General features: G+C 64.2%; 22 protein-coding genes and 1 other RNA gene. 3 read left to right on the forward strand and 20 right to left on the reverse strand.

The genetic code is table 11. The annotated features are described in order from the left end of the window. Positions 1 to 71 precede the first annotated feature (71 nt). From ftsA to mraZ, 13 genes are read right to left on the reverse strand one after another with little or no spacing between them, the layout of a single operon-like run. Positions 72 to 1,298, reverse strand: coding sequence for a cell division protein FtsA (ftsA, locus tag EPN31_RS00180; protein ID WP_291768001.1), 1,227 nt, complete (start codon positions 1,296 to 1,298; stop codon positions 72 to 74). Further along, complete coding sequence (locus EPN31_RS00185) at positions 1,295 to 2,092, reverse strand: cell division protein FtsQ/DivIB (RefSeq protein ID WP_291768002.1); 798 nt, start codon at positions 2,090 to 2,092, stop codon at positions 1,295 to 1,297. The genes ftsA and EPN31_RS00185 overlap by 4 nt, the downstream gene beginning before the upstream one ends. Before the next feature lie 12 nt (positions 2,093 to 2,104). Continuing rightward, a complete protein-coding gene (locus EPN31_RS00190) occupies positions 2,105 to 3,052 on the reverse strand; it encodes a D-alanine--D-alanine ligase (RefSeq protein ID WP_291768003.1) in 948 nt (315 codons plus the stop codon). Then, a complete protein-coding gene (gene murC, locus EPN31_RS00195) occupies positions 3,049 to 4,455 on the reverse strand; it encodes a UDP-N-acetylmuramate--L-alanine ligase (protein WP_291768004.1) in 1,407 nt (468 codons plus the stop codon). The genes EPN31_RS00190 and murC overlap by 4 nt, the downstream gene beginning before the upstream one ends. Beyond that, entirely contained in the window at positions 4,452 to 5,525 is a 1,074-nt protein-coding gene (gene murG, locus EPN31_RS00200; RefSeq protein ID WP_291768005.1) for an undecaprenyldiphospho-muramoylpentapeptide beta-N-acetylglucosaminyltransferase, read from the reverse strand. Before murG ends, murC begins: the two co-directional genes overlap by 4 nt. After that, positions 5,522 to 6,715: a putative lipid II flippase FtsW gene (ftsW, locus tag EPN31_RS00205; RefSeq protein WP_291768006.1), complete on the reverse strand. Its 1,194-nt coding sequence runs from the start codon at positions 6,713 to 6,715 to the stop codon at positions 5,522 to 5,524. Before ftsW ends, murG begins: the two co-directional genes overlap by 4 nt. Then, entirely contained in the window at positions 6,712 to 8,238 is a 1,527-nt protein-coding gene (gene murD / locus EPN31_RS00210) for a UDP-N-acetylmuramoyl-L-alanine--D-glutamate ligase (protein ID WP_291768007.1), read from the reverse strand. The genes ftsW and murD overlap by 4 nt, the downstream gene beginning before the upstream one ends. Beyond that, positions 8,235 to 9,407, reverse strand: coding sequence for a phospho-N-acetylmuramoyl-pentapeptide-transferase (gene mraY, locus EPN31_RS00215; RefSeq protein WP_291768008.1), 1,173 nt, complete (start codon positions 9,405 to 9,407; stop codon positions 8,235 to 8,237). Before mraY ends, murD begins: the two co-directional genes overlap by 4 nt. Beyond that, on the reverse strand, positions 9,397 to 12,183 hold the full coding sequence (gene murF, locus EPN31_RS00220; RefSeq protein WP_291768009.1) for a bifunctional UDP-N-acetylmuramoyl-L-alanyl-D-glutamate--2,6-diaminopimelate ligase MurE/UDP-N-acetylmuramoyl-tripeptide--D-alanyl-D-alanine ligase MurF: 2,787 nt from the start codon (positions 12,181 to 12,183) through the stop codon (positions 9,397 to 9,399). The genes mraY and murF overlap by 11 nt, the downstream gene beginning before the upstream one ends. After that, on the reverse strand, positions 12,180 to 13,916 hold the full coding sequence (locus tag EPN31_RS00225) for a penicillin-binding protein 2 (RefSeq protein WP_291768010.1): 1,737 nt from the start codon (positions 13,914 to 13,916) through the stop codon (positions 12,180 to 12,182). Before EPN31_RS00225 ends, murF begins: the two co-directional genes overlap by 4 nt. Beyond that, complete coding sequence (ftsL, locus tag EPN31_RS00230) at positions 13,913 to 14,215, reverse strand: cell division protein FtsL (RefSeq protein WP_291768011.1); 303 nt, start codon at positions 14,213 to 14,215, stop codon at positions 13,913 to 13,915. The genes EPN31_RS00225 and ftsL overlap by 4 nt, the downstream gene beginning before the upstream one ends. Beyond that, positions 14,212 to 15,264 (reverse strand): 16S rRNA (cytosine(1402)-N(4))-methyltransferase RsmH, encoded by a 1,053-nt coding sequence (gene rsmH / locus EPN31_RS00235; RefSeq protein WP_291768012.1) that lies wholly within the window; start codon positions 15,262 to 15,264, stop codon positions 14,212 to 14,214. The genes ftsL and rsmH overlap by 4 nt, the downstream gene beginning before the upstream one ends. Positions 15,265 to 15,272: 8 nt before the next feature. Then, positions 15,273 to 15,701, reverse strand: coding sequence for a division/cell wall cluster transcriptional repressor MraZ (mraZ, locus tag EPN31_RS00240; RefSeq protein WP_291768013.1), 429 nt, complete (start codon positions 15,699 to 15,701; stop codon positions 15,273 to 15,275). A gap of 397 nt (positions 15,702 to 16,098) precedes the next feature. Here mraZ and EPN31_RS00245 point away from each other — a divergent pair, with 397 nt between their 5' ends. Continuing rightward, complete coding sequence (locus EPN31_RS00245; protein WP_291768014.1) at positions 16,099 to 17,448, forward strand: ABC transporter substrate-binding protein; 1,350 nt, start codon at positions 16,099 to 16,101, stop codon at positions 17,446 to 17,448. Positions 17,449 to 17,601: 153 nt separating this feature from the next. Here EPN31_RS00245 and EPN31_RS00250 read toward each other — a convergent pair whose 3' ends face one another. The 5 genes from EPN31_RS00250 to rnpB all read right to left on the reverse strand — a co-directional run bounded on the left by EPN31_RS00250 (position 17,602) and on the right by rnpB (position 22,001). Further along, complete coding sequence (locus tag EPN31_RS00250; protein WP_291768015.1) at positions 17,602 to 18,807, reverse strand: branched-chain amino acid ABC transporter permease; 1,206 nt, start codon at positions 18,805 to 18,807, stop codon at positions 17,602 to 17,604. A gap of 13 nt (positions 18,808 to 18,820) precedes the next feature. Beyond that, positions 18,821 to 19,885, reverse strand: a complete 1,065-nt coding sequence (locus EPN31_RS00255) for a branched-chain amino acid ABC transporter permease (RefSeq protein ID WP_291768023.1) — start codon at positions 19,883 to 19,885, stop codon at positions 18,821 to 18,823. A 4-nt stretch (positions 19,886 to 19,889) separates the two neighbouring features. Beyond that, positions 19,890 to 20,597, reverse strand: a complete 708-nt coding sequence (locus tag EPN31_RS00260; protein ID WP_291768016.1) for an ABC transporter ATP-binding protein — start codon at positions 20,595 to 20,597, stop codon at positions 19,890 to 19,892. After that, positions 20,578 to 21,405, reverse strand: coding sequence for an ABC transporter ATP-binding protein (locus EPN31_RS00265; RefSeq protein ID WP_291768017.1), 828 nt, complete (start codon positions 21,403 to 21,405; stop codon positions 20,578 to 20,580). The genes EPN31_RS00260 and EPN31_RS00265 overlap by 20 nt, the downstream gene beginning before the upstream one ends. Before the next feature lie 193 nt (positions 21,406 to 21,598). Beyond that, positions 21,599 to 22,001, reverse strand: an RNA gene (gene rnpB, locus EPN31_RS00270) — RNase P RNA component class A. Positions 22,002 to 22,095: 94 nt separating this feature from the next. On the opposite strand from rnpB, the gene EPN31_RS00275 reads away from it, so the two are divergent. Beyond that, a complete protein-coding gene (locus tag EPN31_RS00275; RefSeq protein ID WP_291768018.1) occupies positions 22,096 to 23,937 on the forward strand; it encodes an ATP-binding cassette domain-containing protein in 1,842 nt (613 codons plus the stop codon). A 29-nt stretch (positions 23,938 to 23,966) separates the two neighbouring features. Here the strand turns inward: EPN31_RS00275 and pyrC are convergent, their stop codons facing one another. Next, on the reverse strand, positions 23,967 to 25,094 hold the full coding sequence (gene pyrC / locus EPN31_RS00280) for a dihydroorotase (RefSeq protein WP_291768019.1): 1,128 nt from the start codon (positions 25,092 to 25,094) through the stop codon (positions 23,967 to 23,969). Positions 25,095 to 25,220: 126 nt separating this feature from the next. Here pyrC and EPN31_RS00285 point away from each other — a divergent pair, with 126 nt between their 5' ends. Next, the gene (locus EPN31_RS00285) at positions 25,221 to 25,493 is read left to right on the forward strand and encodes an SWIB/MDM2 domain-containing protein (protein WP_291768020.1); all 273 of its coding nucleotides are present in this window, start codon (positions 25,221 to 25,223) and stop codon (positions 25,491 to 25,493) included. Between the two features lie 65 nt (positions 25,494 to 25,558). Here the strand turns inward: EPN31_RS00285 and EPN31_RS00290 are convergent, their stop codons facing one another. Next, on the reverse strand, positions 25,559 to 25,927 hold the full coding sequence (locus tag EPN31_RS00290) for a hypothetical protein (RefSeq protein WP_291768021.1): 369 nt from the start codon (positions 25,925 to 25,927) through the stop codon (positions 25,559 to 25,561). Positions 25,928 to 26,072 lie beyond the last annotated feature (145 nt).

The following is a 26,072-nucleotide window of genomic DNA, read 5'->3' on the forward strand; positions in this document are numbered from 1 at the left end:
CTGAAAAAATTCATGACCGGCCCCCTCCGCCCAAGGCTTCCACCCCGGACAACTGCCTCGCGGCAGTCTGGCTAGTTCATGAACCACTCCTTCATGCGTGCCAGAATGGACTTCACCGCTCCTTTCTGTTGCGCAACCTTGCGGCCGCGGGCGCGCTGCATGCGCGCCTCGGTCAACAAACCCATTACCGTCGCAAAGCGCGGATTGCGCATCACGTCGGACAAACTTCCTTCGTACATCGGGACCGCCACCCGGACGGGCTTGAGAAACACGTCTTCGGCCAGCTCCACGATGCCAGGCATGAGCGCCGTGCCACCCGTCAGCACCACCCCTGAGGCCAGCAGTTCCTCGTATCCAGATTCCCGGACGACCTGCTGCACGAAACCGAACAACTCTTCCAGGCGCGGCTCGATCACCGCCCCCAGGGCCTGGCGCTTGACGCTACGATTCGGACGATCGCCCAGGCCGGGCACCTCGATCATCTCCTCGGCATCCACCAGCACCTGCTTGGCAATGCCATAGCGCAGCTTGATTTCTTCCGCATCCGGCGTGGGCGTGCGCAACATGGCTGCAATGTCGCTGGTCACTTGGTCCCCGGCGATCGGGATGACAGAGGTATGCCGGATGGCGCCGCCCGTGTAGATGGCGACGTCCGTGGTCCCGCCGCCGATGTCCACCAGAACGACGCCCAGTTCTTTCTCGTCCACCGTCAGGCTGGACAGGCTGGAGGCCAGCGGCTGCAGGATCAGATCCTGCACTTCCAGTCCACAGCGGCGCACGCACTTGACGATGTTCTGGGCGGCGCTGACCGCACCGGTCACGATATGGACGCGGACTTCCAGACGCATGCCGCTCATGCCGATGGGTTCACGAATATCTTCCTGCGCATCGACGATGAACTCCTGCGTCAGGACATGCAGCACCTGCTGGTCGGTCGGGATGTTCACGGCCTTCGCAGTCTCGATCACGCGCGCGACATCGGTGGCTGTGACCTCTTTGTCCTTGACCGCCACCATGCCACTGGAGTTGAAGCTCGTGATGTGGCTGCCCGCAATCCCCGTGTAGACCTCGCGGATCTTGCAATCGGCCATGAGCTCCGCCTCTTCGAGCGCCCGCTGGATGGAGTTGACGGTGGATTCGATACTGACCACCACCCCCTTGCGCATGCCTTCGGACTCGTGCTGTCCCAGCCCGAGTACTTCGAACCCCCCGTCCGGCAGGATCTCGGCGACGACGGCCACCACCTTGCTGGTGCCGATATCGAGTGCAACGATCAGGTCTTTGATGTCACGGGTCATGGTTTGGTCGTGGAAGCGTGGTTTTCGGGGGCCAGGGTGATGGCAAATCCATTCGGGTAGCGCAGGTCTGCGCTGGCAATCAGGCGGGTGCCCAGACGCCGGGTCAGTTCCGGCCAGGCGCGCACGAAGCGCTCGATACGCGCAGCAAACGGCAGAGCCCCCGAACGGCCATGGGGATCCGTGGTATCGGCCGCAGGATCGCGGCCGAGCGTCAGATGAACACCGTCCGAAAGCGTGACTTCCCACGCATAGCGCGGCGTCAGTGTTGCTTCGTGCACACTCAGGCCCAGCGGGGCAAACCAGCGGGCGATCTCGGCGTAGCGTTGAACGACCAGGCGTTCCGAGCTGGCCGGACCATTCAACTGCGGCAGATTCATGTCATCGGGCAACTCGCCCCGATTCGCCGTAAAGGCCTCACCCCAGGTGTTGATCATCTGATTTTCATTCCAGTACGCCAGCGGCTGCTCTTCCTCGATGCGCACACGCAACGTGGCCGGCCAGACGCGCTGGACGGAGGCGTGCCGGACCCATGGCGTGGTTTCGATCATGTGACGCACCTGGGTCAGATTGACCAGGAAGAAGTTGCCCTGGACACGACCGGCCAGCGCCGTCTGCAAGCTCAGCGGTGTGACGTACTGCAGGCCGGAATTCGAAAGTGGCGCAATCTCGATACGTTTGATGGCGAAATAGGGGCGCCGGATGGTCCACATGAGCGCGCCCGCCACAATGGCCAACACTGCCAGCAACGCCAGCAGATTGGCGATCAGGTTGGTGAGGCGGGCTTCCGCAAACACGTCCGGGGCTCCTCAATGTCCGGCGGGGGCGCGCACTTTGCAGCGCGCCGTCGCCAGGATTTCCACACACAGGCGGCCATAGCTCATGCCTGCGGCCTTGGCCCCCATGGGGACCAACGAATGACCCGTCATGCCGGGTGATGTGTTCATCTCCAGTAGCCAAGGACGATTCTGATCATCCAGCATGATGTCGGCGCGCCCCCATCCTTCGCAGCCCAGCACACGGTAGGCCTCCTCGGACAGGGTCTGCACCTGGCGCGTCAGCGCCGGATCCAGATCGGCCGGGCAGTGATACTGGGTCTCGTTGGACACATACTTGTGCTCGTAATCGTAGTTACCCTGCGGCGCCACGATCTCGATCACCGGCAGGGCGCGCGTTCCCGCACCCGCTCCCAGGATGGGAACTGTCAGCTCGCGCCCCCGGATGAACTGCTCAGCCAGCACCTGGTCGTCGAAGCGGCACGCCAGGGCATGCGCCGGCGCAAGCTGATCAACCACATCCACACGCATCACGCCCAGCGTCGAGCCTTCGTGCGGCGGCTTGATGATGAGCGGCAGCCCCAGATCATCGGCCAATCCGCGCGGGTCGGCATTGCAATCCAACGTCGCGAAGCGCGGCGTGGGCAACCCGTGATGCAGCCAGACCCGCTTGGTGGCGATCTTGTCCATCGCCAGGCACGACGCCAGCGGACCGCTGCCGGTATACGGGATGTGGAGCAACTCCAGCGCACCCTGGATGGTGCCGTCTTCGCCGTACCGCCCGTGCAGGGCAATGAATACCCGGTCGAAGCGTTCGTCTGCAAGCTCGGCCAGGCTGCGGACGCCGGTGTCGAACAGATGGGCATCCACACCTTGCTCACGCAGGGCCTTGCAGACCCCAGCACCCGACATCAGGGAAACGTCACGCTCGGCAGAACTACCGCCGTACAGGACCCCGACACGCCCAAAGGACGGCTTCATAGCGGCCTCCCGAGCTGAACCGGGACCCGGCTGATGGACCCGGCTCCCATGATCACGACTACATCACCATCGCGCACGAACTCGCGAATCGCGTCCGCCATGTCGGCCACGTCCTCGACAAACACGGGTTCGACCTTGCCGGCCACGCGCAGGCCGCGCGCCAGCGACCGGCCATCGGCAGCCACCAGCGGCGGCTCACCGGCCGGATAAACCTCGGTCAGCAACACCGCATCCGCCGAGCTCAGCACGCGGACGAAATCCTCGAAACAATCCCGTGTCCGGGTATAACGATGCGGCTGGAAGGCGAGCACGATCCGGCGATCCGGCCAGGCGCCCCGCGCCGCGGCCAGCGTGGCCGCCATCTCCGCGGGGTGGTGCCCGTAATCGTCGATCACCGTATAGGTTCCGCCACCCTGCGCCGCGGACACAGGGAAGGTCCCCACTTGGGTGAAACGCCGGCCAACCCCGCGAAACTGCGTCAGGGCCTCCAGGATCGCCTCGTCGGCCACACCGAGCTCGGTGGCCACGGCGATGCTCGCAAGCGCATTGAGGACATTGTGACGACCAGGCAGGTTGAGCCTGACGGCCAGCGGCGGCAGTGCGCCATCGGGACCCTGGCGCTCAGCCACGAAGCGCATCGCGGTCCCGTCCGTATGGATGTCATGCGCCCGCACTTGGGCCGGCGTATCGATACCATAGGTCGTGATGGAACGCGACACGAAGGGCACGATCTCGCGCACGTTCGGATCGTCCATACACAGAATGGCGCTGCCGTAGAACGGCAGCCGGTGCGTGAACTCGACGAAGGCGCTCTTCAGGCGCGCGACATCGTGCCCGTAGGTGTCCATGTGGTCCAGGTCGATATTGGTAATGATGGCCGTGACTGGCAGCAGATTCAGAAACGATGCATCGGACTCGTCCGCCTCGACGACGATGTAGTCCCCCTGACCCAGACGCGCATTGGCATCCGCCGCGTTCAGGCGCCCGCCGATCACGAAGGTGGGATCCAGGCCACCGGCTGCCAGCACGCTGGCCACCAGGCTCGTGGTGGTGGTCTTGCCGTGAGTACCGGCCACCGCGATCCCGAGCTTCAGGCGCATCAGCTCGGCCAGCATCAGTGCGCGCGGCACCACCGGCACATGCGCGGCGCGCGCGGCCAGCGCCTCGGGATTGTCAGCGCGGATGGCGCTGGACGTGACGATGGCGCCCGCACCCGCGATGTGCTCCGCCGCATGGCCGATCATGATTCGCGCACCGAGCGACGCCAGGCGCTGAGTCACCGGCGTTTCCTGGATGTCCGACCCGCTCACGACATAGCCCTGGTTGAGCAGGACCTCGGCGATGCCGCTCATCCCGGAGCCGCCGATGCCGACAAAATGGATATGATGAATTCTGTGCTTCACGCCGGTTCCTTCTGGGTATGGACGCACGCCTCGGCAATCAGCCGCGCGGCATTCAAACAAGCCTGCCCGTGGGCGCGAACGGCCACCGACGCCAGCTCGGCACGCTGGCGCGCCATGAACCATGCGGCCAGCGTCGACGCATCGAGATCCGCTTGCCGCATCATCCAGCCCGCTCCCCCGTCTGACAGATAACGTGCATTGGCTGTCTGGTGATCATCGATGGCATGCGGCAGCGGGATGAACAGCGCGGCCACGCCGACGGCGGCGACCTCAGCCACCGTCATGGCCCCCGCTCGGCAAATCACCAGATCGGCTGCCGACAGCGCCTGGGCCATGTCATCGATGAAAGGCGTGACCTCCGCGCGCACAGACAGGCGATCATAGATCTGCCGCACCGACTCAGCATGCTGTTGCCCCGCCTGGTGCAGCACATGGGGCCGCTGCGGTTCCGGCAGCCGTGCCAGCGCCTCGGGCACCAGGGCATTGATCCGGGCTGCCCCCAGGCTGCCGCCCAGCACCAACAGCTGCAACGGCCCCTGCCGCCCGGCATAGCGCTGTGCAGCCGGCTGGGCGCCGGCGAGGGCCGCGCGCACCGGGTTACCCACCATCTCGGCACCCGGCAGCGTACCGGGAAATCCTTCCAGCACGCGGGTCGCCAGGCGCGCCAGCCAGCGGTTGGCGGTTCCCGCCACGGCATTCTGTTCATGCACTACCAGCGGAATGCCCAACCACCGCGCCATCAAACCGCCCGGAAAAGCCGCATAGCCCCCCATGCCCAGCACGACGTCGGGCCGCAGACGCTTGAGCAGGCGGCGCGCCTGTGCGCAGGCGGCTGCCAGCGTGCAAGGCAGCTTCAGGAGAGTCAGCAGACCTTTACCCCGGACCCCACCGAAACGTAGGGGCAACAGCTCGATGCCATGTGCCGGCACCAGCCGTCCCTCCATCCGGTCGGGATTGCCCAGCCAGAGGATCCGCCATCCCAGGTCGCGCAGCACTTCGGCCACGGCCAGCCCCGGCATGATGTGCCCGCCGGTTCCGCCCGCCATGACAAGGATGGTGCGTTGCGTCATCGCCGCTTCCCCCTCATCATGCAACGGGTCTCGTAATCCACGCGCAGCAGGATAGCCACGGCCACCAGATTCATCACAATGCCCGAACCGCCATAACTCACCAGCGGGAACGTCAGTCCCTTGGTCGGCAACAACCCCAGGCAGACGCCCACGTTGATGAAGGCCTGGACACCAAACCAGAGCGCCACGCCCTGAGCCACCAGGCCATCGAAGACGCGCTCCAGGACCATCGCCTGGCGTGCAATCTCGAACCCACGCAGCACCACATAGGCAAACACGGCCAGCAGGCAGAGCACGCCCACGAAACCCAGCTCCTCACCGATCACCGCCACGATGAAGTCGGTGTGCGCCTCCGGCAGGTAATGCAGCTTCTCGACGCTGGCGCCCAGCCCGACCCCGAACCACTCACCGCGACCTAAAGCGATCAGCGAGTGCGAGAGCTGATACGCGCTGCCGTAGGCATTGTCCGGATTCCAAGGATCCAGATATACGAAAATGCGTTCACGACGCCAGGGCGACGCCCAGATGAGCATCAGGAAACTCCCCATCACGATGCCCAGCAGTGTGGTGAACAGCTTCAGATTGATGCCGCCGATGAACAGAATGCCCACGGCGACGGCACCGATCACGATGAAGGCCCCCAGATCGGGCTCCAGCAACAGCAGCAGCCCCACCATGGCCAGCGCCAGCGCCATCGGCAGGAAGCCGCGCAGGAAACCCTGCAGATGGGCCTGCTTGCGCACCACATAGTCGGCCGCGTACAGCACCACCACCAGCTTCATGAATTCCGAAGACTGGAAGTTCAGCGGGCCCAACGGAATCCACCGGCGGGCGCCATTGACTTCGCGCCCGATCCCCGGGACCAAAACCACCACCAGCGTCAGCAGCGCCACGGCAAACAGCGGCAGCGCGACCTTTTGCCAGACTTTCATGGGTACGCTGGCGGTGAACAGCGCCGCGACCAGGCCCACCAGGATGAAGACGCCGTGCCGGCCGACGAAATAGAAGCGCCCGTAGCTTTCGTAGCGGGGACCGTCGGCCAGCGCGATCGACGCCGAATACACCATCAGCAGACCGAACAGCACCAAGGCCACGACCGCGACGATCACCCCCACGTCCACGCTGGGCATGGTAGTGCGCCCAGGACGCACGGTGTTCAGGCTGGATGTCAGGCCGCCGAGCATGCTCATGCCACCTCCCCGCGCTCGATGGCCATCTCGCGCACGGCCGCCACAAAACAGGCGCTGCGATGCGCATAGTTGCGGAACATGTCCATGCTGGCGCAGGCTGGCGACAACATGACCGCGTCCCCGGGCTGAGCGAGCGCCATGCCGCGTTCCACAGCCTGCTCCAGCGTCCCGCACGACTCCAGCGCTACACCGGTATCGGCCAGCGCTGCGGCAATGCGGGGGCCATCCTCGCCAATCAGCAGCACAGCGCGGGCATGGTCATGCACGGCAGCCGCCAGCGGCGAAAAATCCTGACCCTTGCCCAGACCGCCCGCAATCAGCACCACCGGCCGCCCTTGACCCTGCAGGGCTGCCAGGGTGGCGCCCACGTTGGTCCCCTTGCTGTCATCGATGAAATCGACCCCGGCGACCGTGCGGATCAGCTCCGTCCGGTGCGCCTCGCCGCGATACTCGCGCAAGGCATGCAGCATGGGGGCCCACGGCAAGTCCAGGGTCGCGCCCAGAGACAGCGCCGCCAGCGCATTCAAGGCATTGTGCCGACCGCGAATCTGCAGGGCATCCGCCGGCATCAGCAACTGGAGGCGACCCGGTGCGCGGTGCACGACGTCCGCCGGCTTCCTGCGGGCGTGCGGCGATGCCACCGCTTCCGGCTCGGACGGCTGAGCCCGCGCCAGCCACGTCAGGCCCTGCTGCACATGAAGCCCCAGATCGTCGGCCAGCACCGGGGCATCACCGCCGAAGCTGCGCACCTGATCGGCGGCCAGATCATCCACCATGGCCCGAACCCAGGCATCGTCCCGGTTGACCACCGCCACGCGCGCCATCCGCAGCAGCCGCGCCTTGGCCGCGGCATAGGCCTGCATGCTCCCATGCCAGTCCAGATGATCCTGGGTCAGATTCAGCACCACGGCGACGTCGGGCGCCAGAGTGGTCGTCGACTCCAGCTGGAAGCTGGACAGTTCCAGGACCCAGACCTCAGGCAGATCGTCGTGAGCCAGGGCGTCCTGCAGGCTGCTCAGTGCAGCCGGACTTATATTGCCCGCCGCGCGCACGCGGCGCCCGCAAGCCTCGACCAGATGCCGGGTCAGCGAAGTCACCGTGGTCTTGCCGTTGGTGCCGGTCACGGCGGCCACCAGCGGCGCATAGCCCTGCGGACGCAGATCCGAGAGCGCGCGGGCGAAAAGCTCGATTTCTCCCAGCACCTCGATCCCGCGCTCATGCGCGGCAGCCAGCAAGTCCGACACCGGCGCACGACGCGGATTCAGCCCCGGACTGAGCACCAGGGTATGGACGCCATCCAGGGCGCCGCTGACCAGCGCATCCGGCCCCAGATGCAGATCGGCGGAGATCTGCGCGGCTTTCAGAGCTTCCAGACCGGCCGGCTGGACACGCGTATCGAGTACCCGCAGCGATGCCCCATGCGCTGCACACCAGCGCGCCGCAGCGACGCCGGTCTCTCCCAACCCCAGGATCAGGGTCAGGCCATCGCGCCGCACGGAGGGGAATGAGTAACGTTCGGTCATCGCAGTTTCAGGCTCGACAGCCCGATCAGCACCAGCATCATGGTGATGATCCAGAAACGGACCACCACCTGGGTTTCCTTCCAGCCGCCCACTTCGAAATGATGGTGCAGCGGCGCCATCCGGAAGATGCGCCGGCCTTCGCCATAGCGCCTCTTGGTGTATTTGAACCAAGACACCTGCAGCATCACCGACAGGGTCTCGACCACGAACACCCCGCCCATGATGAACAACACGATTTCCTGGCGCACGATCACGGCGATGGTTCCCAAGGCGCCACCCAGCGCCAGCGCACCGACGTCGCCCATGAAGACCTGTGCCGGATAGGTGTTGAACCACAGGAACGCCAGACCCGCGCCAGCGAGCGCCGCACACAGCACCATCAGCTCGGATGCGCCAGGAATATACGGGAACAACAGGTAGCGAGAGTAGTCCACGCGCCCCACGACGTAGGCGAATATACCCAGCGCGGTCCCCACCATGACCGTCGGCATGATGGCCAGGCCGTCCAGGCCATCGGTCAGGTTCACGGCGTTGCTGGACCCCACGATCACCAGCCAGGTCAGGATCACGAAGCCGAAGACGCCCAGCGGGTAGCTCACGGTCTTGAAGAACGGGACGATAAGGTCGGCGCGCGTCGGCAGCGGCATGGAGAAGCCGCTCATCACCCAGTCCCGGAACAGCGGCCACAGATCAGCATTGGCGGGCGCGGCCACGGCAAAACTCAGGTACACGGCAGCGACGGCGCCGATCAACGCCTGCCAGCAGAACTTCTGTCGGGCCGGCATGCCCTCCGGATCATGATGCACGACCTTGCGATAATCATCCGCCCAGCCGACCCAGCCAAAACCGAAAGTCACCAGCAACACCACCCAGACGAAACGATTGGTCCAGTCGGCCCACAGCAGCGTGCTGATGCCGATGGAAATCAGGATGAGGGCGCCACCCATGGTGGGCGTACCGTTTTTCTGCAGATGGGATTGCGGACCATAGCTCCGCACGGCCTGGCCGATCTTCATCTCCGTCAGGCGGCGGATCAGCCAGGGCCCGGCGAGCAAACCGATTGCCAGCGCTGTCGCACACGCCAGCAGCGCACGGAACGTAATGTATTCCACGACCCCGAAGGCGCGGAAATGTTCGTCGGACAGCCAGCGGGCCAGTTCAAGCAGCATGGTCGTCCTCGCTGATGGATGCGCCTGCCAGCAGCGCGAGAACCACGCGCTCCATATGCATGCTGCGAGAACCCTTCACCAGAATGTGGCCGGGCCGTGCGGCCAGCACGGCCGGCAGCAGCGCCTCCAGCGTCTCGAACGCCTGAGCGCCAGGCCCGAATGCGCGGGCCGTGGCGCGTGAAGCGGCGCCCAGCGTCAGCAGCACCTCCAGGCCCTTCTGCCGGGCATAAACGCCGACTTCTTCGTGCATGGACGGCCCCTGGTCGCCAACTTCGGCCATGTCGCCCAACACCAGGACGCGTCGGCCGTCCAGACCAGCCAACACATCGATGGCGGCACGCACGGAATCCGGGTTGGCGTTGTAGGTATCGTCGATGAGCTGGAATCCGTCGGCCAGCAGCCGGGGCTGCATGCGCCCGCCGACCGGAGCGAAACCCGTCAGCCCGGCGACAATGGCGTTCTCCGGTGCCCCGGCCACCCAGGCGCAGGTCGCCGCCGCCAGTGCATTGTGCAGATTGTGCCGCCCCGGCGCGTGGAGCACGACCTGCACGGCCTCGCGGCCCAGGTGCAGCTGGAATTCCGTCAGATCGGTACCGGCATGGACTTGCGTAGCGCGCACGTCGGCCTGTCCGGAAAACCCGAAACGGCGAACCGTACGCGCCCCAGCCAGCTCCCGCCATACCCCCGAATGGGCGTCATCCTCCGGGAAGACAGCCACACCAGTAGCCGGCAGGGACTCGATGACGGACCCGTTCTCGCGGGCAACCGCCTCGACGCTGGCCATGAATTCCTGATGCTCGCGCTGCGCGTTGTTGACCAACGCAACCGTGGGCTGCGCAATCGCGGACAGCACAGCAATCTCGCCGGGGTGATTCATCCCCAGTTCCAGCACGGCCGCCCGGTGCGAAGGACTCAGCCGCAGCACGGACAGTGGTACGCCAATCTCGTTATTGAAATTGCCCCGGGTCGCCAGGCGGCCCTCTTCACCCAGCCAGGCAGCCAGGATCGCACTGATCATTTCCTTGGTCGTCGTCTTGCCATTGCTGCCGGTGACCGCAATGACCGGGAGCGTGTACAGGCCGCGCCAGGCCCTAGCCATACGCTGCAGCGCCTGCCGGGTATCGCCCAGCACGATCTGGGTCAGCGTGCTGCCGGCCACGGGGTGCGCCACGATGGCCGCGCGGGCACCCGCCCGCTGCGCCGTATCCAGATAGTCGTGACCGTCGAAGCGCTCACCCTGCAGCGCCAGAAACAGATCGCCCGGTTGCAGGCTGCGCGTATCCGTGGACAGCCGGACGCCAGCCTGCCAGGTCAGCGCCAAGCGGGCCCATTCGCGGTCATCGAAGGGGCTGCGCACATGCTGGACTTCCTGGTAGGTTTCGTGACCCTTGCCAGCCAGCAGAACGACATCCCGATCGCCAGCCTGCCAGACGGCGTCCAGGATCGCACACACCCGGTCGACCTCGATCCGCGGTCGCTGGGACATGCCGGCCACAATGGCCTCGATGATGTCCTCCGGAACCTCCGTGCGGGGATTGTCCGTGGTGACGATCACCGCATCCGCCAACTGTGCGGCGGCCGCTCCCATGAGCGGCCGCTTGCCCGTGTCGCGGTCTCCGCCGCAACCAAATACGCACATGAGCTGGCCGCCACGCTCCCGTGCAACAGGCCGCAGGGCCGTCAGGACCCGCTCCAGGGCGTCGGGCGTATGCGCATAGTCCACCACCACCAGCGGCTGAGGACGGGAAGCGCTTGTGCCAGCCAATCCGTTAACTACCTGCAGGCGCCCTGGCACTGGATGCAACACGGACAAGGCCCGCGCGATGCGGCTCAACCCCCAGCCCAGCTCGCGCAGGACCCCCGCCACCAGCAGCAGGTTGGAAACATTGTGTTCGCCGACCAGTCGCGTCAGGATCTGCGCACTGCCATCAGGCGTCACCAATTTGAAGACCAGACCGTCCATCCCGTGCTGCAAGTCTTCAGCGCGAAACGGCACCGTCGAGGCAGCCTTCAGGCTATAGCCCACCCGATGTCCGGACGGAGCCTTCCCCGCCAACAGTTCGGCACCAGCCGCGTCATCGGCGTTGATGACGGCACCGCGCATCCCTGAACGCTCAAAGAGCAGGAACTTGGCCTGCTTGTAACGCTCCAGGGTCCCGTGATAGTCCAGATGATCGCGGGTCAGGTTGGTGAACCCGGCAACCTGGATCCGTATACCGTCGAGCCGCCCCTGCTCCAGACCAATGGACGAGGCTTCGACGGCCGCCGCCACTCCGCCGGCACGAGCGATGGCCGCCAGGCTGCGATGCATCGTCAGCACGTCCGGCGTCGTCAGGACACCGCCCAGATTGCTGCCGTCCGGAAGCGTGACGCCCAGGGTCCCCACCGTTCCGCACGGCATGTCCTCGGAATTGAGCGCGTCGGCGATCCAGCGGACCGTGGACGTCTTGCCATTGGTGCCCGTGACCGCCATCACCGTCAGTGCATCCGAAGGCCGCCCATACCAGAGGTGCGCGATCTCACCCAGTGCAGCCGGCAGGTCCGGCACGACCAGCACCGGTACCTGATCCGGCAGCGGCTGATCGCCACCGGCCGCCACCACGATGGCGGCCGCACCAGCGGCCACGGCGGCCAGCATGTAGGCACGACCATCGGCCCCAATGCCCGGGCAGGCAAAAAACACATCGCCGGAGCGGATCTGGCGCGAGTCCAGACAGAGGTCGGCGTGACGATCGACCCGCTCATCCAGCCAGGTCATGATATCCAGGATAGTCATCGTTCGTGTCCCCCCCGATCCGCCACGGCCACCAGCGAATCCACGGGGGCATCCGGCCGCACCCCGAGACGGCGCAGGGTGCTCGAAACAATATCGGAAAATACGGGTGCGGCTACGCGGCCGCCATAATACCCCCCCGTACTGGGTTCATCGATGGAAACGGCCACTACAATGCGAGGATTTGAAACAGGGGCGAATCCGACGAACGATCCGCGATACTTCGTCTTGCTGTATTGGCCGTTGACGATCTTGCGCGCCGTCCCGCTCTTGCCAGCCACCCGGTAGCCCTGCACCTGGGCCAGCTTGGCGCCATCAGGGCCCGCAGCGGCCTCCAGGAAGGAGCGCATGATGCTCGTGACCTGTGGGGAATAGACCTGGGTGCTGGTCGGCTTGCCGTCACGCCGCAGCAGCGACAGAGACACCATGTCACCATCTCGTGCAAATGCCGTATAGGCGTGGGCGATCTGAATCAGCGAGACGGACAAACCGTAACCGTAGGCCATGGTGGCCCGCTCGATGGCGCGCCAGCGCTGCCAGGGCCGCAGCCGGCCAGCCGCCATCCCCGGAAAGTTGGTCTGCGGGACGCGGCCGAACCCGAGTTGCGAGAACTTCGTCCACATGTCGCGTGACGAGAGCAGCTCCGAAATCATGGTCATGCCAACATTGCTCGAATGCTGGATGATGCCCCCCACAGTCAGCGTCCCAAAATGGCCCACATCGGAAATCAGGGCTCCCTGGTAGCGATAGCGGCCATTCCCGGTATCAAACAGCGTCTTGGTCGTGATCTTGCCCTCATCGAGCGCCAGCGACGCCGTGAAAGGCTTCATGATGGAGCCCGGCTCGAAAGTGTCGGTCATCACACGGTTGCGCAGCGCGGGGCCGGTCCGCTGCGCCATATCGTTTGGATCATAGGAAGGCAGATTCACCATGGCCAGCACTTCACCGGTACGGGAATCCACCACGATCGCGGCGCCACCCTTGGCCTGGTGTGCGTCGATGGAGGCCTTGAGGGCGGTATATGTGTCGAACTGGATGCCGGCATCGATGGAAAGCTGCAGATTCTGACCGTCCACTGCCGGCACCGCCGCCTGCACGTCCTCCACCACCCGCCCGAGCCTGTCCTTGATCACGCGCCGGGAGCCCGGCTGCCCCGACAGGCGGTCGTTGAAAGCCAGCTCGACCCCTTCGATCCCGCGATCCTCGACGTTGGTGAAGCCGATGACGTGCGCCATGACCTCGCCTTCTGGATAGATGCGCCGCGACTCCGTCAGCTGCTGCACCCCCGGGATTTTCAGCTGGCGAATCTGCTCAGCCACGCTGAGCGGAACCTGCCGCTGCAAATACACGAAATTCTTGTCCGCGTCATGGGTGCGCTGCTCGATATCGCGCACGTCCACCCCTAGCAGTTTCGCCAGCTGCGTGATCTGGTCGGGAGTCGCCTTGTGAAAATCCTCGGGGATGACCCAGATCGCCTTGGCGGGGACGCTGGATGCCAGCACCACCGAGCCACTGCGGTCGAAGATTTTGCCGCGCGTAGCCTGCAGCACCAGCGTGCGCTCATAGCGACGCTCGCCCTGACGCTGCAGGAATTCGTTGGAGAGGATCTGGACGCTGAGCGCCTTGGCCACCAGGGCGAAAAACGCCAGCCCCAGCACGATCAGAACCAGGCGGGCACGCCAGAACGACGGCCTGGAGGACAGCACCGGACTCCTATGGAAACCAAACCGCTTCATGGCTGGCCTCCTGTTTTGCCGGGTTGCGCCGGCGCAGCGGATTCCTGCAGATAGATGGTGCGCCCGGGCGTCACCGGAACCAGATGCAGTTCGGTCCGCGCCAGAGCGTCGATGCGCGCATTGCGGGCGAGTTCCGCCCGATCGAGCTGCAATCGCCGCCAGTCGACATCCAACTCATGAGCCTGGGACCTGAGGCGCTCCGATGCCACGAACAGCTCGCGAGTCTGGAATCTCAGCGTCACCAGCGAGATGGCCGACGTCATGAGCACCAGGGTCAAGAACAGGGCCAGGCGGATCATCGATGCCCCCTGTGCCCCGTCGCACGGCCCGACTGACCCGGCCGATGGACCAGCGCACGAGCCTGCGCCAGAGTCAGCGGCACCGCCGTACGCTGTGCCACACGCAGCACGGCCGAGCGTGAACGGGCGTTGTCTCCGACTTCGGCCTCATCAGCTTGCAGCCGGCCCAGCAGGGTCACATACGGCTTGGGCATGTCCTTCTCGGCAATCGGCAGGCGGGCCTGCGCCTGTCCCGGTCGGGCGGCCGCTGCCAGACACTGCTTGACCATGCGGTCTTCCAGCGAATGGAAGCTGATCACAGCCAGGCGGCCACCCTGATGGAGGCGGCTCAGCGCTGCCGGGAGGGCGCACGCGAGCTCCTCGAGCTCTTGATTGATGTAAATCCGTATAGCTTGAAAGGTACGAGTGGCCGGATGTTGACCCTTTTCGCGCGTGCGGACGACACCGGCGACGAGCTGGGCAAGTTCGCCCGTGGTGCGCAAAGGGCGGGATTCGCGGCCCGCAACAATCGCGTTTGCAATCTGGAAAGCAAACCGTTCTTCGCCATAATGTGCGATGACCTCCTTGATCTGTTCCACGTCGGCCTGGGCGAGCCATTCGGCTGCCGTCTGCCCACGGCTGGTGTCCATGCGCATGTCCAACGGGCCGTCGCGCATGAAGGAAAAGCCCCGCTGGGCATCATCGATCTGGGGCGATGAAACACCCAGATCCAGCAACACCCCATCCACCGTGGAAATGGACAGACTGTCCAGCTGCTCGGCCAACGTGGCAAAGCCCTGATGGACCACGCGAACGCGAGGATCCTCGGCCTGCAGCGCAAGCGCCACCGAAATGGCCTCCGGGTCCTTGTCGAACACCACCAGAGACGCGTCGGGCGCCAGACGCTGCAGCAACAGCCGGCTGTGGCCACCGCGCCCGAACGTCCCGTCCACGAACACCCCGTTCAGGCGGGGCGCTGTTCCATCACCCGCCGAACGACGGCCGAACTCCGGGCTCAACAATGCGTCGATGGCCGGTTCCAGCAGGACGGTTCGGTGGGAATACGCCATAGGCTGGCTCAAAAGGAAATCTGTTCAAGAATCGACGCGTCAAGCTTGTTCACATCATCGATGCTGCGCGCCTCCCAGGTGGGCCGATCCCACAGCTCGAAATTCGACCCCAGTCCCAGCAGCATGACCTCACGTTCGAGACCCGCCGCGGCGCGCAGCTCCGGAGACACCAGAATGCGACCGGCACCATCCATCTCCACGTCCTGGGCGCTGCCCAGCAGCAGCCGCTGCAACGCCCGCGCGCTGGCCGGCAAGGCAGCAATCTGCTCGCGCTTGGTTTCCCAGATGGAACGTGGATAGAGCATCAGGCACCCGTCCGGATGCCGCGTGAGAGTCAGACGCCCCTCTTCAGTGGCCAACAGCACGTCACGATGCCGGGCTGGAATCGACATCCGGCCCTTGGCATCCAGTGTGAGTGCGCTGCTTCCCTGAAACATGGGGTTCCTCCCACTTCTTGACACAAAAAACTACTTCCGCCCACTCTAAGGGATGTCTGCACACCGGTCAAGAGTCTTTTTGAAATTTAATCAATGACAACAAGCACTTACACCCGATCTAGAAGACCCTGATAAAAATTAAACATCTGAAAAATCAAGATATTGCAAGATGAAGTCAATGTTCTTTATCACCACTGGGAGGGCTGGCAGAGCGGCTCGACACCGCATCGGAGACTGCGCCAATCACCAATTGACAGGCCCATGGCGAACCGATGTAATGACTCCGCAACTCACAAGTTGTCACCAGCGCATCCGTGTCGGGTGCAGGTCTCGAAAGCATCTGGACCTTTTTTGCGTTTGCTGCCTGATCGCCAGTCAACAGAAAGGAGTCACTCTCATGTCGGATCGTTCCCATACCCCCTCTTCCCGCCGCCAGTTCTTGAAGTCCGTAGGCGCGACCGGGGGTTCCCTTGCACTCGCCAGTGCGCTCCCCTTGAGGCAGGCCTTCGCAGCCGGCACCCCTCCCGCCATCAATCTGGGACAGGTGTCCACGATGACCGGTTCGGCAGCCGAATTCGGCCCCTATTACCGCGACGCCGTACAGCTCGCCGTGAATCACGTGAACGCGGCCGCCAAGGAAGTCTTTGGCGGCCCGATCATTGCCAACCACATCACGGTGGACAGCGCCACGCTCCCCACGGTCGGCGTGCAGGCCGCCCGCCAGATGATCGACACACAACATACGCCGGCGGTGATCTGCGGCTGGTCCAGCGGCGTCACGGTCGCCGTGGCGACCTCGGTCACGATTCCTTCAGGCGTGCTGCAGATCGCCAACGGCGCAACCTCGCCGCTGATCAGCGTCCTGCCGGCGGACGCCAAGGCTGATCTGCTCTTTCGGACCTGCGCATCCGACGCGCTGCAAGGCGTGGTCGCCGCGCAATTGGTCGCCGGCAAGATCGACCCGAAGTACAAATACGAGAAAGTCGCCACCATCTACATCAACAACCCATACGGCCAAGGCTTATCGAATTCTTTTGCCACTGCCTTCCAAAAATTGGGCGGCAAGGTGCTCGCACAGGTACCCCACCCCGAAGAGGTCCAGCCCACCTACAAGTCCATGCTGTCACAGGCTCTGAAGGACAAGCCCGACCTGCTCATCATCGTCAGCTACCCGGCGCACACCATCGCCATCTGCAAGGAATCCCGCGACACCTTCAACTTCACCAACTGGCAGTTCGTCGACGGCAACTCCAGCGTGGACATCATCAAGCAGGTCGGCCAGAAAGACATGGACGGCCACTACGGCACGGCGCCGGGCGAAGACACGACCACGCAGTCCTACAAGGACTTCGCCAAGAACTTCACGGCCGGCTTCAAATACGACCACTTCCCGCCATTCACGACCTGCTCGTACGACGCGGGCCTGGTTGCGGGCCTGTCCATGGCGGCCGTGGTGGCCGGTGGCCAGAAGGACGCCTCGAAAATCACGGGGGCCATGCTGCGCGATGAACTGCGCAAGGTCTCCAACCCGCCGGGCGACATGATTGACGGCGGCGATCCGGGCCGAGTCGTCGACATGCTGAAAGCGCTGAAGGCGGGCAAGAAGATCAACTACAACGGGGTAGCCGGTCCTTGCGACTTTGACAAGAACGGCGACGTGGTCACACCCATCAGCATCTGGAAGTACGAGGGTGACCAGATCAAGACCGTGAACATGATCCCGGCCAAGGACATCCCCACGTCCTGACGCGAATGGCCAGGGCGCCGCCGGTGCGGATTTTCGCCGCCGGCCTGCCCACCCAACGAAAATGGCCGCTTGCATGCATGCAAGCGGCCATTTTCATGGTCTTCCCGTTCCCCGACCAAGCACAGCGACGAGCAGCCCGGCCAGGGTGGGCCGTCAATCCTCTGGTACGCCCTTCAGGAAGCGCGAGACACGCTTCTTCTCGGGCAAGATGCCCTGCGGGCGATACAGCACGATGGCGGCCAGCAGCAGCCCCACAAAGGCCCAGCGAAGGAAGGACATGCGCGAGGCGATCGCAGGGGCGATACCCTGCAGTTCGGTAGACAGAAAATCGGTCACGAATCCGGTGCCGCTCCACACGGCCCAGATCACAAATGCGCCCAGAATGGCACCCTTGTTGTTGCCGCTGCCGCCCAACATCAGCATGACCCAGACCAGGAAGGTCGCAAAGAGCGGCTTGAAGTGGCTGTAGTCGATGGTGACCATGTAGGGCGCATAGAGCGCCCCGGCGACCCCGATGATGACCGCCCCCAGCACGAACGACTGAACCCGCAAGGATTTGACATGCTTGCCGCTCATGGCTGCGGAAGCTTCCTCGTCGCGCACCGCACGCAGCGCCCGCCCCCACGGCGAGCGCACCAGCGCTTCCAGGACCAGATACACCACCAGCAGCGTCAGCGTCACGATCACCAGATACACATAGCCGTAATCCCGAGGCTGCAGCGCTGAGAACACATGGTTGACACCGGCAGGCAGCCAGGCACAACCCGCTGGATCCGAGAGGCAGGACAGCGGCTGCGGAATCCCCGACAGCGGCTGCGGACCATTGGCCAGCCAGCGCTCGTTCTGGAAGATCAGCCGGATGATCTCTGCAATGCCCAAGGTGGCAATGGCCAGAAAGTCTGTGCGCAGATGAAGGATGGGCTGGGCAATCAGGTAGCCGACCACCCCGGACAGGATTCCCGCCGCCGCCATCCCGATCACAAAGGGTGCATTCAGGCCGAACCACTGCTGGGCATACGCCGCCATCAGCCCCGATGGTGGCGCCGTCACGAAAAGCGCCATGGTGAAGGCGCCCACCGCGAAGAAGCCGGCGATCCCGAAATCCAGGTGACCGTTGTATCCCCACTGCGCGTTCAAGCCCAGCGAAAGCACCGAGTAGATCATGGCCATGATGCAGAAAGACACCAGGTAGTCCATGATCCCGGGCACCCAGGCCGAGATCCCGAAGGCCAGCACCAGGCCAAGCACAATGGCGGCCGGCAGCCGCGCGCGCCAGCGCCAGCGCGAAAACACTAGCCCACCCAGCAGCACGGCAGGGATCAGCAGTAAACAAGCCTTGAGGACATGTGCCGAATCCATGGTGACCCAGCTCCTAGCGTTGGACGAAAAGACCCTGTGGCCGCATCAGCAGCACCAGGACCATCAATACGAAAGCGACGGCCGGCCCATAGGCCGGGTTCATGAAGGCCGAGGTCAACTGCATGGCTACGCCAATGATGACGGAGCCGACCAATGCCCCCCAGGCACTGCCAATGCCACCCATGATGACGGCGGCAAACAATGGCAACAGCAACACGAAACCCATGTCGGGGCGCAGTTGCGAGGCCAGACCGTACATGGCCCCACCCACTGCCGCCATGCCGGCTCCGATGACCCACGTCCAGGCGATGACCTGCTCGGTGTTGATGCCGCGTACCTGGGCCAAATCCGGATTGTCGGCGGACGCCCGCATGGCTTTGCCGATGCGGGTACGCGTCAGCATCCAGTAGATGGTCGCCACCATCACGATGGCCAGTGCGAAGACGAACAGCTGGTCAGCCTGGATCCGCAGCCCAAACGGCAACTGCAGTGCGGGATTGGAGCGCCCAGAATAATAGAAGTGGAAATCCGACCCCCAGATCAGATACACCACGCCGCGCAGCAGGAATTCCATCCCGAGAGAGGCCATGGCCAGCAAGACCAGCGGCGACATGTGTTTTCGCAAGGGACGATACAGAAAGCGGTCCAGGATGATGGCCACAACAGCCGTCACGATCGCGGCCACCAGCAGCCCGGCAATCAGTTCCCAGCCGAACGAGAACCGCCAGATGGGGTTGCTTTGCGGCAGGACCAGAACGACGCCATAGGTGACGTAGGCACCCAGCGTCAGGAATTCGCCATGGGCGAAATTCGGGAACTTCAGGACGCCATAGCACAGCGTCAGGCCAATCCCGCCCAAGGCGATGATGCCGCCCAGCATCACCCCCCACACCGTCAGCGACAGCATCTGCTCCGCACTGGTGCCCGAGAGCCAGCCGGCAAACCACATCGCGATCAGTACGGCCAGCAGCACCACCCCCACGAATCTGGGGCTGCGCATTCCCTCTTCGTCCCGTGCCTCGACCGTTGCGGATTCGTCCGGCACGGCCTCAACCACGGCTTGCGCGCTATCAACCATCACTTCAACCTCCCAGGTAGAGGCGCCCGACATTGGGGTCCTCGAGCAGTTCCTTGCCGGTGCCCTCGTGGCGGTTCTCGCCGCTGGCCAGCACATAGCCCCGATTCGCCATGCTCAGCGACTGACGCGCGTTCTGTTCGACCATCAGGACAGAAATCCCGGTCTCGCTGATCCGCGCAATGCGCTCGAAAATCTCGTCCACGAGCTTGGGAGACAGCGCGGCCGTGGGTTCGTCCAGCAGCAGGAGCTTGGGATTGAGCATCAGCGCGCTGCCCATGGCCACCATCTGGCGTTCGCCGCCGGACATCTTGCCGGCGAGCTGACGCCGCCGCTGGCGCAGCTTGGGGAACATGGCATAGACCCGTTCCTTGCTCTCGGTCAGATCAGCCTTGCCCAGCGGAAAGGCCCCCATCTCGAGATTCTCTTCGACGGTCAGCGAGGTGAACACGTTGGCCACCTGAGGGACATAGCACATTCCCTGGCGCACGATGCGGTGCGGCGCGAACTGGGTGATGTCGTGACCATCAAACCAGATAGAGCCCTCGCGCGGATGCAGCAGCCCGAAGATGGTTTTCATCAGCGTGGACTTCCCGGCGCCGTTCGGACCAATGATGGAGACGACCTCCTGGGGTTCGACACGAATCGACAGGCCACGCAGGATCTCCGTGTCGCCATAGCCGGCCGTCACGGTATCAACCTTCAGCAGTGGCATACTGCCCCCCCAGGTAGGCCTCGAGGACAGCCTTGTCGTTGCGGACGATTTCCGGCTTGCCTTCGGCGAGCTTGCGACCCTCGCTCATGACGATGACCGGATCGCACAAGCTCATGACCATGTTCATGTCGTGTTCGATCAGCAGGAAAGTGATGCCGCGCTCGCGCGACAGGTAGCGGATATTGCTCACGATGCTCTGCAGCAGCGTGCGATTCACGCCAGCGGCGGGTTCGTCCAGCAGGATGATCTTGGGGTCGGCCATGAGTGTGCGGCCGAGCTCCAGCAATTTTTTCTGCCCGCCCGAAAGATTGCCCGCATACTCGTTCTGCACATGCGTGAGCTGCAGGTATTCAAGGACCTCGCGCGCCTTCGCAAGATTGTGCGCTTCCTCGTTGCGAAGCTGGCGGCCGCCGCACAGCGCGCGCCACCAGTGCTCCCCCGCTTGGTTCGGAGGAACCAGCAGCAGGTTCTCAAGCACGCTCATGGTGCCGTGCTCACGGGGAATCTGGAAGGTTCGGCACAGCCCCCGCGCGAAGATCTGGTCTGGCCGCATGCGGCCGATATCCTGGCCATCCAGCACGATGCGGCCCGAATCTGGGGCGATGAAACCGGTGATCAGATTGAAGACGGTGGTCTTGCCCGCGCCATTGGGGCCGATCAGGCCGGTGATGGTGCCGCGCTCCACCCGGAAGGAGCAGTGGTCCACAGCCCGCAGGCCGCCGAAACTCTTGGTCAGGTTCTGGACCTCGAGCAGCCAGGGTGCAGGCTGCTCCCCGCCCGGCCGGGGCGAGTCCGTCGTATGTGCCACCGATGTCTCCTGTAGGAGGGCTATCCGGTCGGCGCACTCATTCCGATTACAAGGAATAGGCACGTCGGTTTCAAAAGATTGCGCTCAGAGTAGCACAGCCCCGCAGGCGCGCCCTATGCGAACAATTCCCTATCCTGGGCGTTTGACATTGGGAGCCGAAGTCCCACGAACGCGCCGGCTCTGAAAATTGAAAGTGCGGAACAGATCTATAGGCCGGATTCTGTACGCCGGGTTTCCCCGACGGGCAATCATTCCTCTGGTCGCGCCATTACTGACGCGCTCAAGCCATCTACCCGCATGCTTGGGCGGGCCGCCCTGTCGGCACGAAGCCGGTGCATGCCTATTTGATGTTGCTCCCGATAGAGGTTGCCGCGTTTCACCCTGCCACGGCCTGGCGGACAAGCCGCCTGGACGGTACGGAAGTCGCCGTACCCGTGTGCGCTTGCGCGCACCCCCGTCGCAGACTCGTCTCTGTGGCCCTTTCCTCGGCTTGCCCCGTAGGGGTCGCCGGACGGCTGTTGGCCGCTATCGCGCCCGATGGAGTCCGGACCTTCCTCGACACCGTCAAACGGCACCGCGATTGCCCGATCTGCCCCGCAGCCGCATTGTACGGGATTCCAGGCAAGCCGCTGGCACAAAACTGCGACAATGGAGCTTACGCATTGGCTGCATTCCCATCTCCCCACCTCCATGTCCGATACTCTGTTGACCCTGACCCAGGCCCAGCTCGCCTACGGCCACCACCCGCTGCTCGATCACGCCGACCTGACCTTGCTGTCGGGCGAGCGCATCGGCCTGATCGGTCGCAACGGCGCCGGAAAGTCATCGCTGCTGCGCGTCCTGGACGGCCGGACGCAACTGGATGACGGCGAGATCCAGAGGCGCAGTGGCCTGCGCGCAGCCACCGTCGAGCAGGAACCCGAACTTCCGGACGGGGCGGTTCTCATGGATTACTTGTGCGGCGACCTGCTGGCCTCTGAGGACTGGCAACGCTCGGCCCGGGCCGCTGTTCTCATCACCGCGCTGGGGCTCTCGCCGGACATGCGGCTGCAGGGGCTGTCGGGCGGCACCCGGAAGCGTGTGGCGCTGGCCCGCGCCTTCGTGGACGAACCTGACCTGTTGCTGCTGGACGAACCCACCAATCACCTGGACTTCGAAGGTATTGCCTGGCTGGAAGAAACACTGCGCAAGAGCCGGGCAACGGTCATCGTGATCACCCACGACCGGCGCTTCCTGGACGCTGTGGCAAGCCGCATCGTCGAGCTGGACCGCGGGCAGCTTCTCAGCTTTCCCGGCAATTTCTCGGCCTGGCAGGCGCGCAAAGCGCAATGGCTGTCCGCCGAGCAACAGGCCAATGCCCGCTTCGACAAACTGCTGTCGCAGGAAGAAGTCTGGATCCGCAAAGGCATCGAGGCCCGCCGCACCCGCAACGAAGGCCGTGTGCGCCGTCTGGAGGCGCTACGGCGCGAACGGACCGCGCGGCGGGACCAGCAGGGCCAGGTGCGTTTTGCACTTTCTGACGGGCAGCGCTCGGGCAAGCGCGTGGTCGAGCTTTCCCACATCACGCACGGCTTCGATGGCCGCACCCTGATCCGTGATTTCAGTACGTTGGTACAGCGCGGTGACCGGATCGGCCTGATCGGCCCCAATGGCGCGGGCAAGACCACCTTGCTGCGCATCTTGCTCGGGGAACTCAAGCCGCAGGAAGGCCAGGTGCGGCTGGGCACCAATCTGTCGGTCGGCTATTTCGATCAGATGCGCGACCACCTGGACGAATCCGCCACGCTGGCCGACACGATCAGCCCGGGCAGCGAGTGGGTGGAAATCGGCGGCGAGCGCAAGCACGTGATGAGCTACCTGGAAGACTTCCTGTTCCCGGCGGCACGTGCCCGCTCTCCGGTTTCCACACTGTCCGGAGGCGAACGGGCGCGCCTGGCGCTGGCCCGCATGTTCGCACAGCCTCACAACGTGCTGGTGCTGGACGAACCCACCAACGACCTGGACATCGACACGCTCGAACTTCTGGAGAACCTGTTGCAGGATTACCGGGGAACGGTGCTGCTGGTGAGCCACGACCGGGCTTTCCTGGACAACGTCATCACCCAGACCATCGCCGCTGAAGGCGGCGGGCTGTGGCGAGAATACGTCGGGGGCTACGACGACTGGGAGCAGCAGCGCCCCCGGACGATGGCCACCGCGTCAGACGCGAACCGAGTGTCAGCCGACACGGCCGGCACGGACACGCCAGCGGTGCCTGGTGGGCCAGACGTCAAGGCGCCAGCGCCACCTGCCAAACCGCGCAAAGGCCGTCTGGCGCCCTGGGAACGCGACGAGCTGGATGCATTGCCGGCCCAGATCGCCACCCTGGAGGCCGAACAGGCCGCTCTGGCACAAGCGCTATCGGATCCTGATCTCTACCGGGACGGCACCGATAAGGCCGACCAGATCCAGCAGTCCATGACAGCGCTGCAAATCAGGCTGGAAGCCCTCTTCGATCGCTGGACCCTGCTCGAGGACAAACAGGGACAATAACGCACCGGTAGGCCCGGCGGCGGCGCCAATTACCCGCGCAAGCGCCAGCCCAGCGTCTCGCCGGCGGCCAATGGCACGACATCCGTGCCGTCCACCGCCAGGGCCTGCGGAATGACCGCCTCGCAGCGTTCGAGCGTGATCGTGCCTCGGTTGGGGGCCAGGCCATAGAACCGAGGGCCGTTCAGACTGGCAAACGCTTCGAGACGATCCAGGCGGCCCTGCGCCTCGAAGGCGGTGGCATACAGCGCCATGGCGTGGTAAGCCGTATAGCAGCCGGCACAGCCGCAGTCCTGCTCCTTGGCGCCGCGCGGGTGCGGAGCGCTGTCGGTCCCCAGGAAGAAGCGCGGATTGCCGCTGGTGGCAGCTTCCAGTAGTGCCTGTCGGTGTGTTTCACGCTTCAGAATGGGCAGGCAGTAATAATGCGGCCGCAAGCCGCCTCTGAAAAGCGCGTTGCGGTTGTAGAGCAGGTGGTGCGCCGTCAGGGTCGCCGCCACCGGACCATCAGCCTCGCGCACGTAGGCCACACCATCGGCCGTGGTCAGGTGCTCAAAGACGACCTTCAGCGCCGGGAATGCCTGGCGCAGCGGCCGCATCACGCGCTCGATGAACACTGCCTCTCGGTCAAAAACGTCCACTTGCGGGTCGGTCACCTCGCCATGCATGAGCAGCGGCATCTTGAGATCCTGCATCACGGCGAGCGTCTGCCGGCAATTGGCCAGCAGATCCGTCACCCCGGAGTCGGAATTGGTGGTGGCACCCGCAGGGTAGAGCTTCACGCCGTGGATGAAGCCGCTGTCACACGCCCGGCGGATTTCATCCGGCGGAGTCCTGTCCGTCAGGTACAAGGTCATGAGCGGCTCGAAGGCCTCGGTCTGGAAGCCTGCCTGGGTCAGCGCATCAAGGATGCGCCCACGATACGCCCGGGCCGCCTCAGTCGTGGTGACCGGAGGCTTGAGGTTCGGCATGATGATCGCGCGGCCAAACTGGCGAGCAGAATCGCCGATCACTGCGCGCAAGGTGTCGCCATCGCGCAGATGCAGATGCCAGTCGTCGGGCCGGGTCAACGTGATTTCACGCAGCGATCCGGCACGCGCTGCGGACGCCCTCAGGCGGCCCGATTCAGGCGAAGACGGCAAGAGGACGGGGGACTCGGTCATTCGTTGGCTCATACAGTAAAGGATCTGAGAGATGCGTTCGGGTCGAAAGTCACCCGAATCACTTTGTCTTTAGGAGAAAGGCGCGGTATGCTGCGGGGGCAATTCATTTAACAGGAGCCTGATTACATGGCAACCACGGAAAAGTCTGGTCGCAAGCCCAATGCGGCATTCATGAAGCCCTTGACCCCCAGCGCCACGCTGGCTGCGGTAATCGGCAAGGAAGCCGTACCGCGTACGGAAGTCACCAAGCGCATTTGGGACTACATCAAGCAGCATAATCTTCAGGACCCCGCGAACCGTCGGAACATCAACGCCGATGCAAAGCTGCGGCCGTTGTTCGGCAAGGACCAGGTTTCCATGTTCGAGCTGACCAAGCTGGTCAGCCAGCACCTGAAATAAGTCCTTGGCCGCATCGGCGGCCCAGACCAGCCCCTGCGGGGGCGTCAGTCCCGAACTGCCCGGTCTCAAAAGCCGGGCAGTGGTGTTTCCCCAGCGCAATGGGCCAACCAGCCCTTGATCAGGCGGTAGATGATCCAGATCATCGCCACTGCGCCTGTCACAAAGCCCACGAATATCACCGTGGCGATCGCGCTGAGCACCAGCCACAGCAATCCCCACCAGAACGTTCGAATGACCCAGTCGATGTGGCCGGCATAGACCGTGCCCACCAGGTCTGCACGCTTCAGGTAAGCCAGCACTACGGCTGCAATGATGGCGGGGCCGAACAGGCCGAATGACAGGATCCCCAACGCGAACAGCCCATAGATGAGGTGGATGAGCGGGCGCTGAGCCAAGCCCTTGTCGGCCTCGGGAGTGTCTTCATCCTGAATCATGGAATCTCCGTTTCGGATGCGCAAAAAAACACAAAGCCCCTGCAGTATACGCTGCAGGGGCTTTGGAGGATAAGAGCCTGACGATGACCTACTTTCACAGATGTTCATCCACTATCATCGGCGCAAAGGCGTTTCACGGTCCTGT

It is taken from the genome of Castellaniella sp., from assembly GCF_004321985.1.
GTDB lineage: Bacteria > Pseudomonadota > Gammaproteobacteria > Burkholderiales > Burkholderiaceae_B > Castellaniella.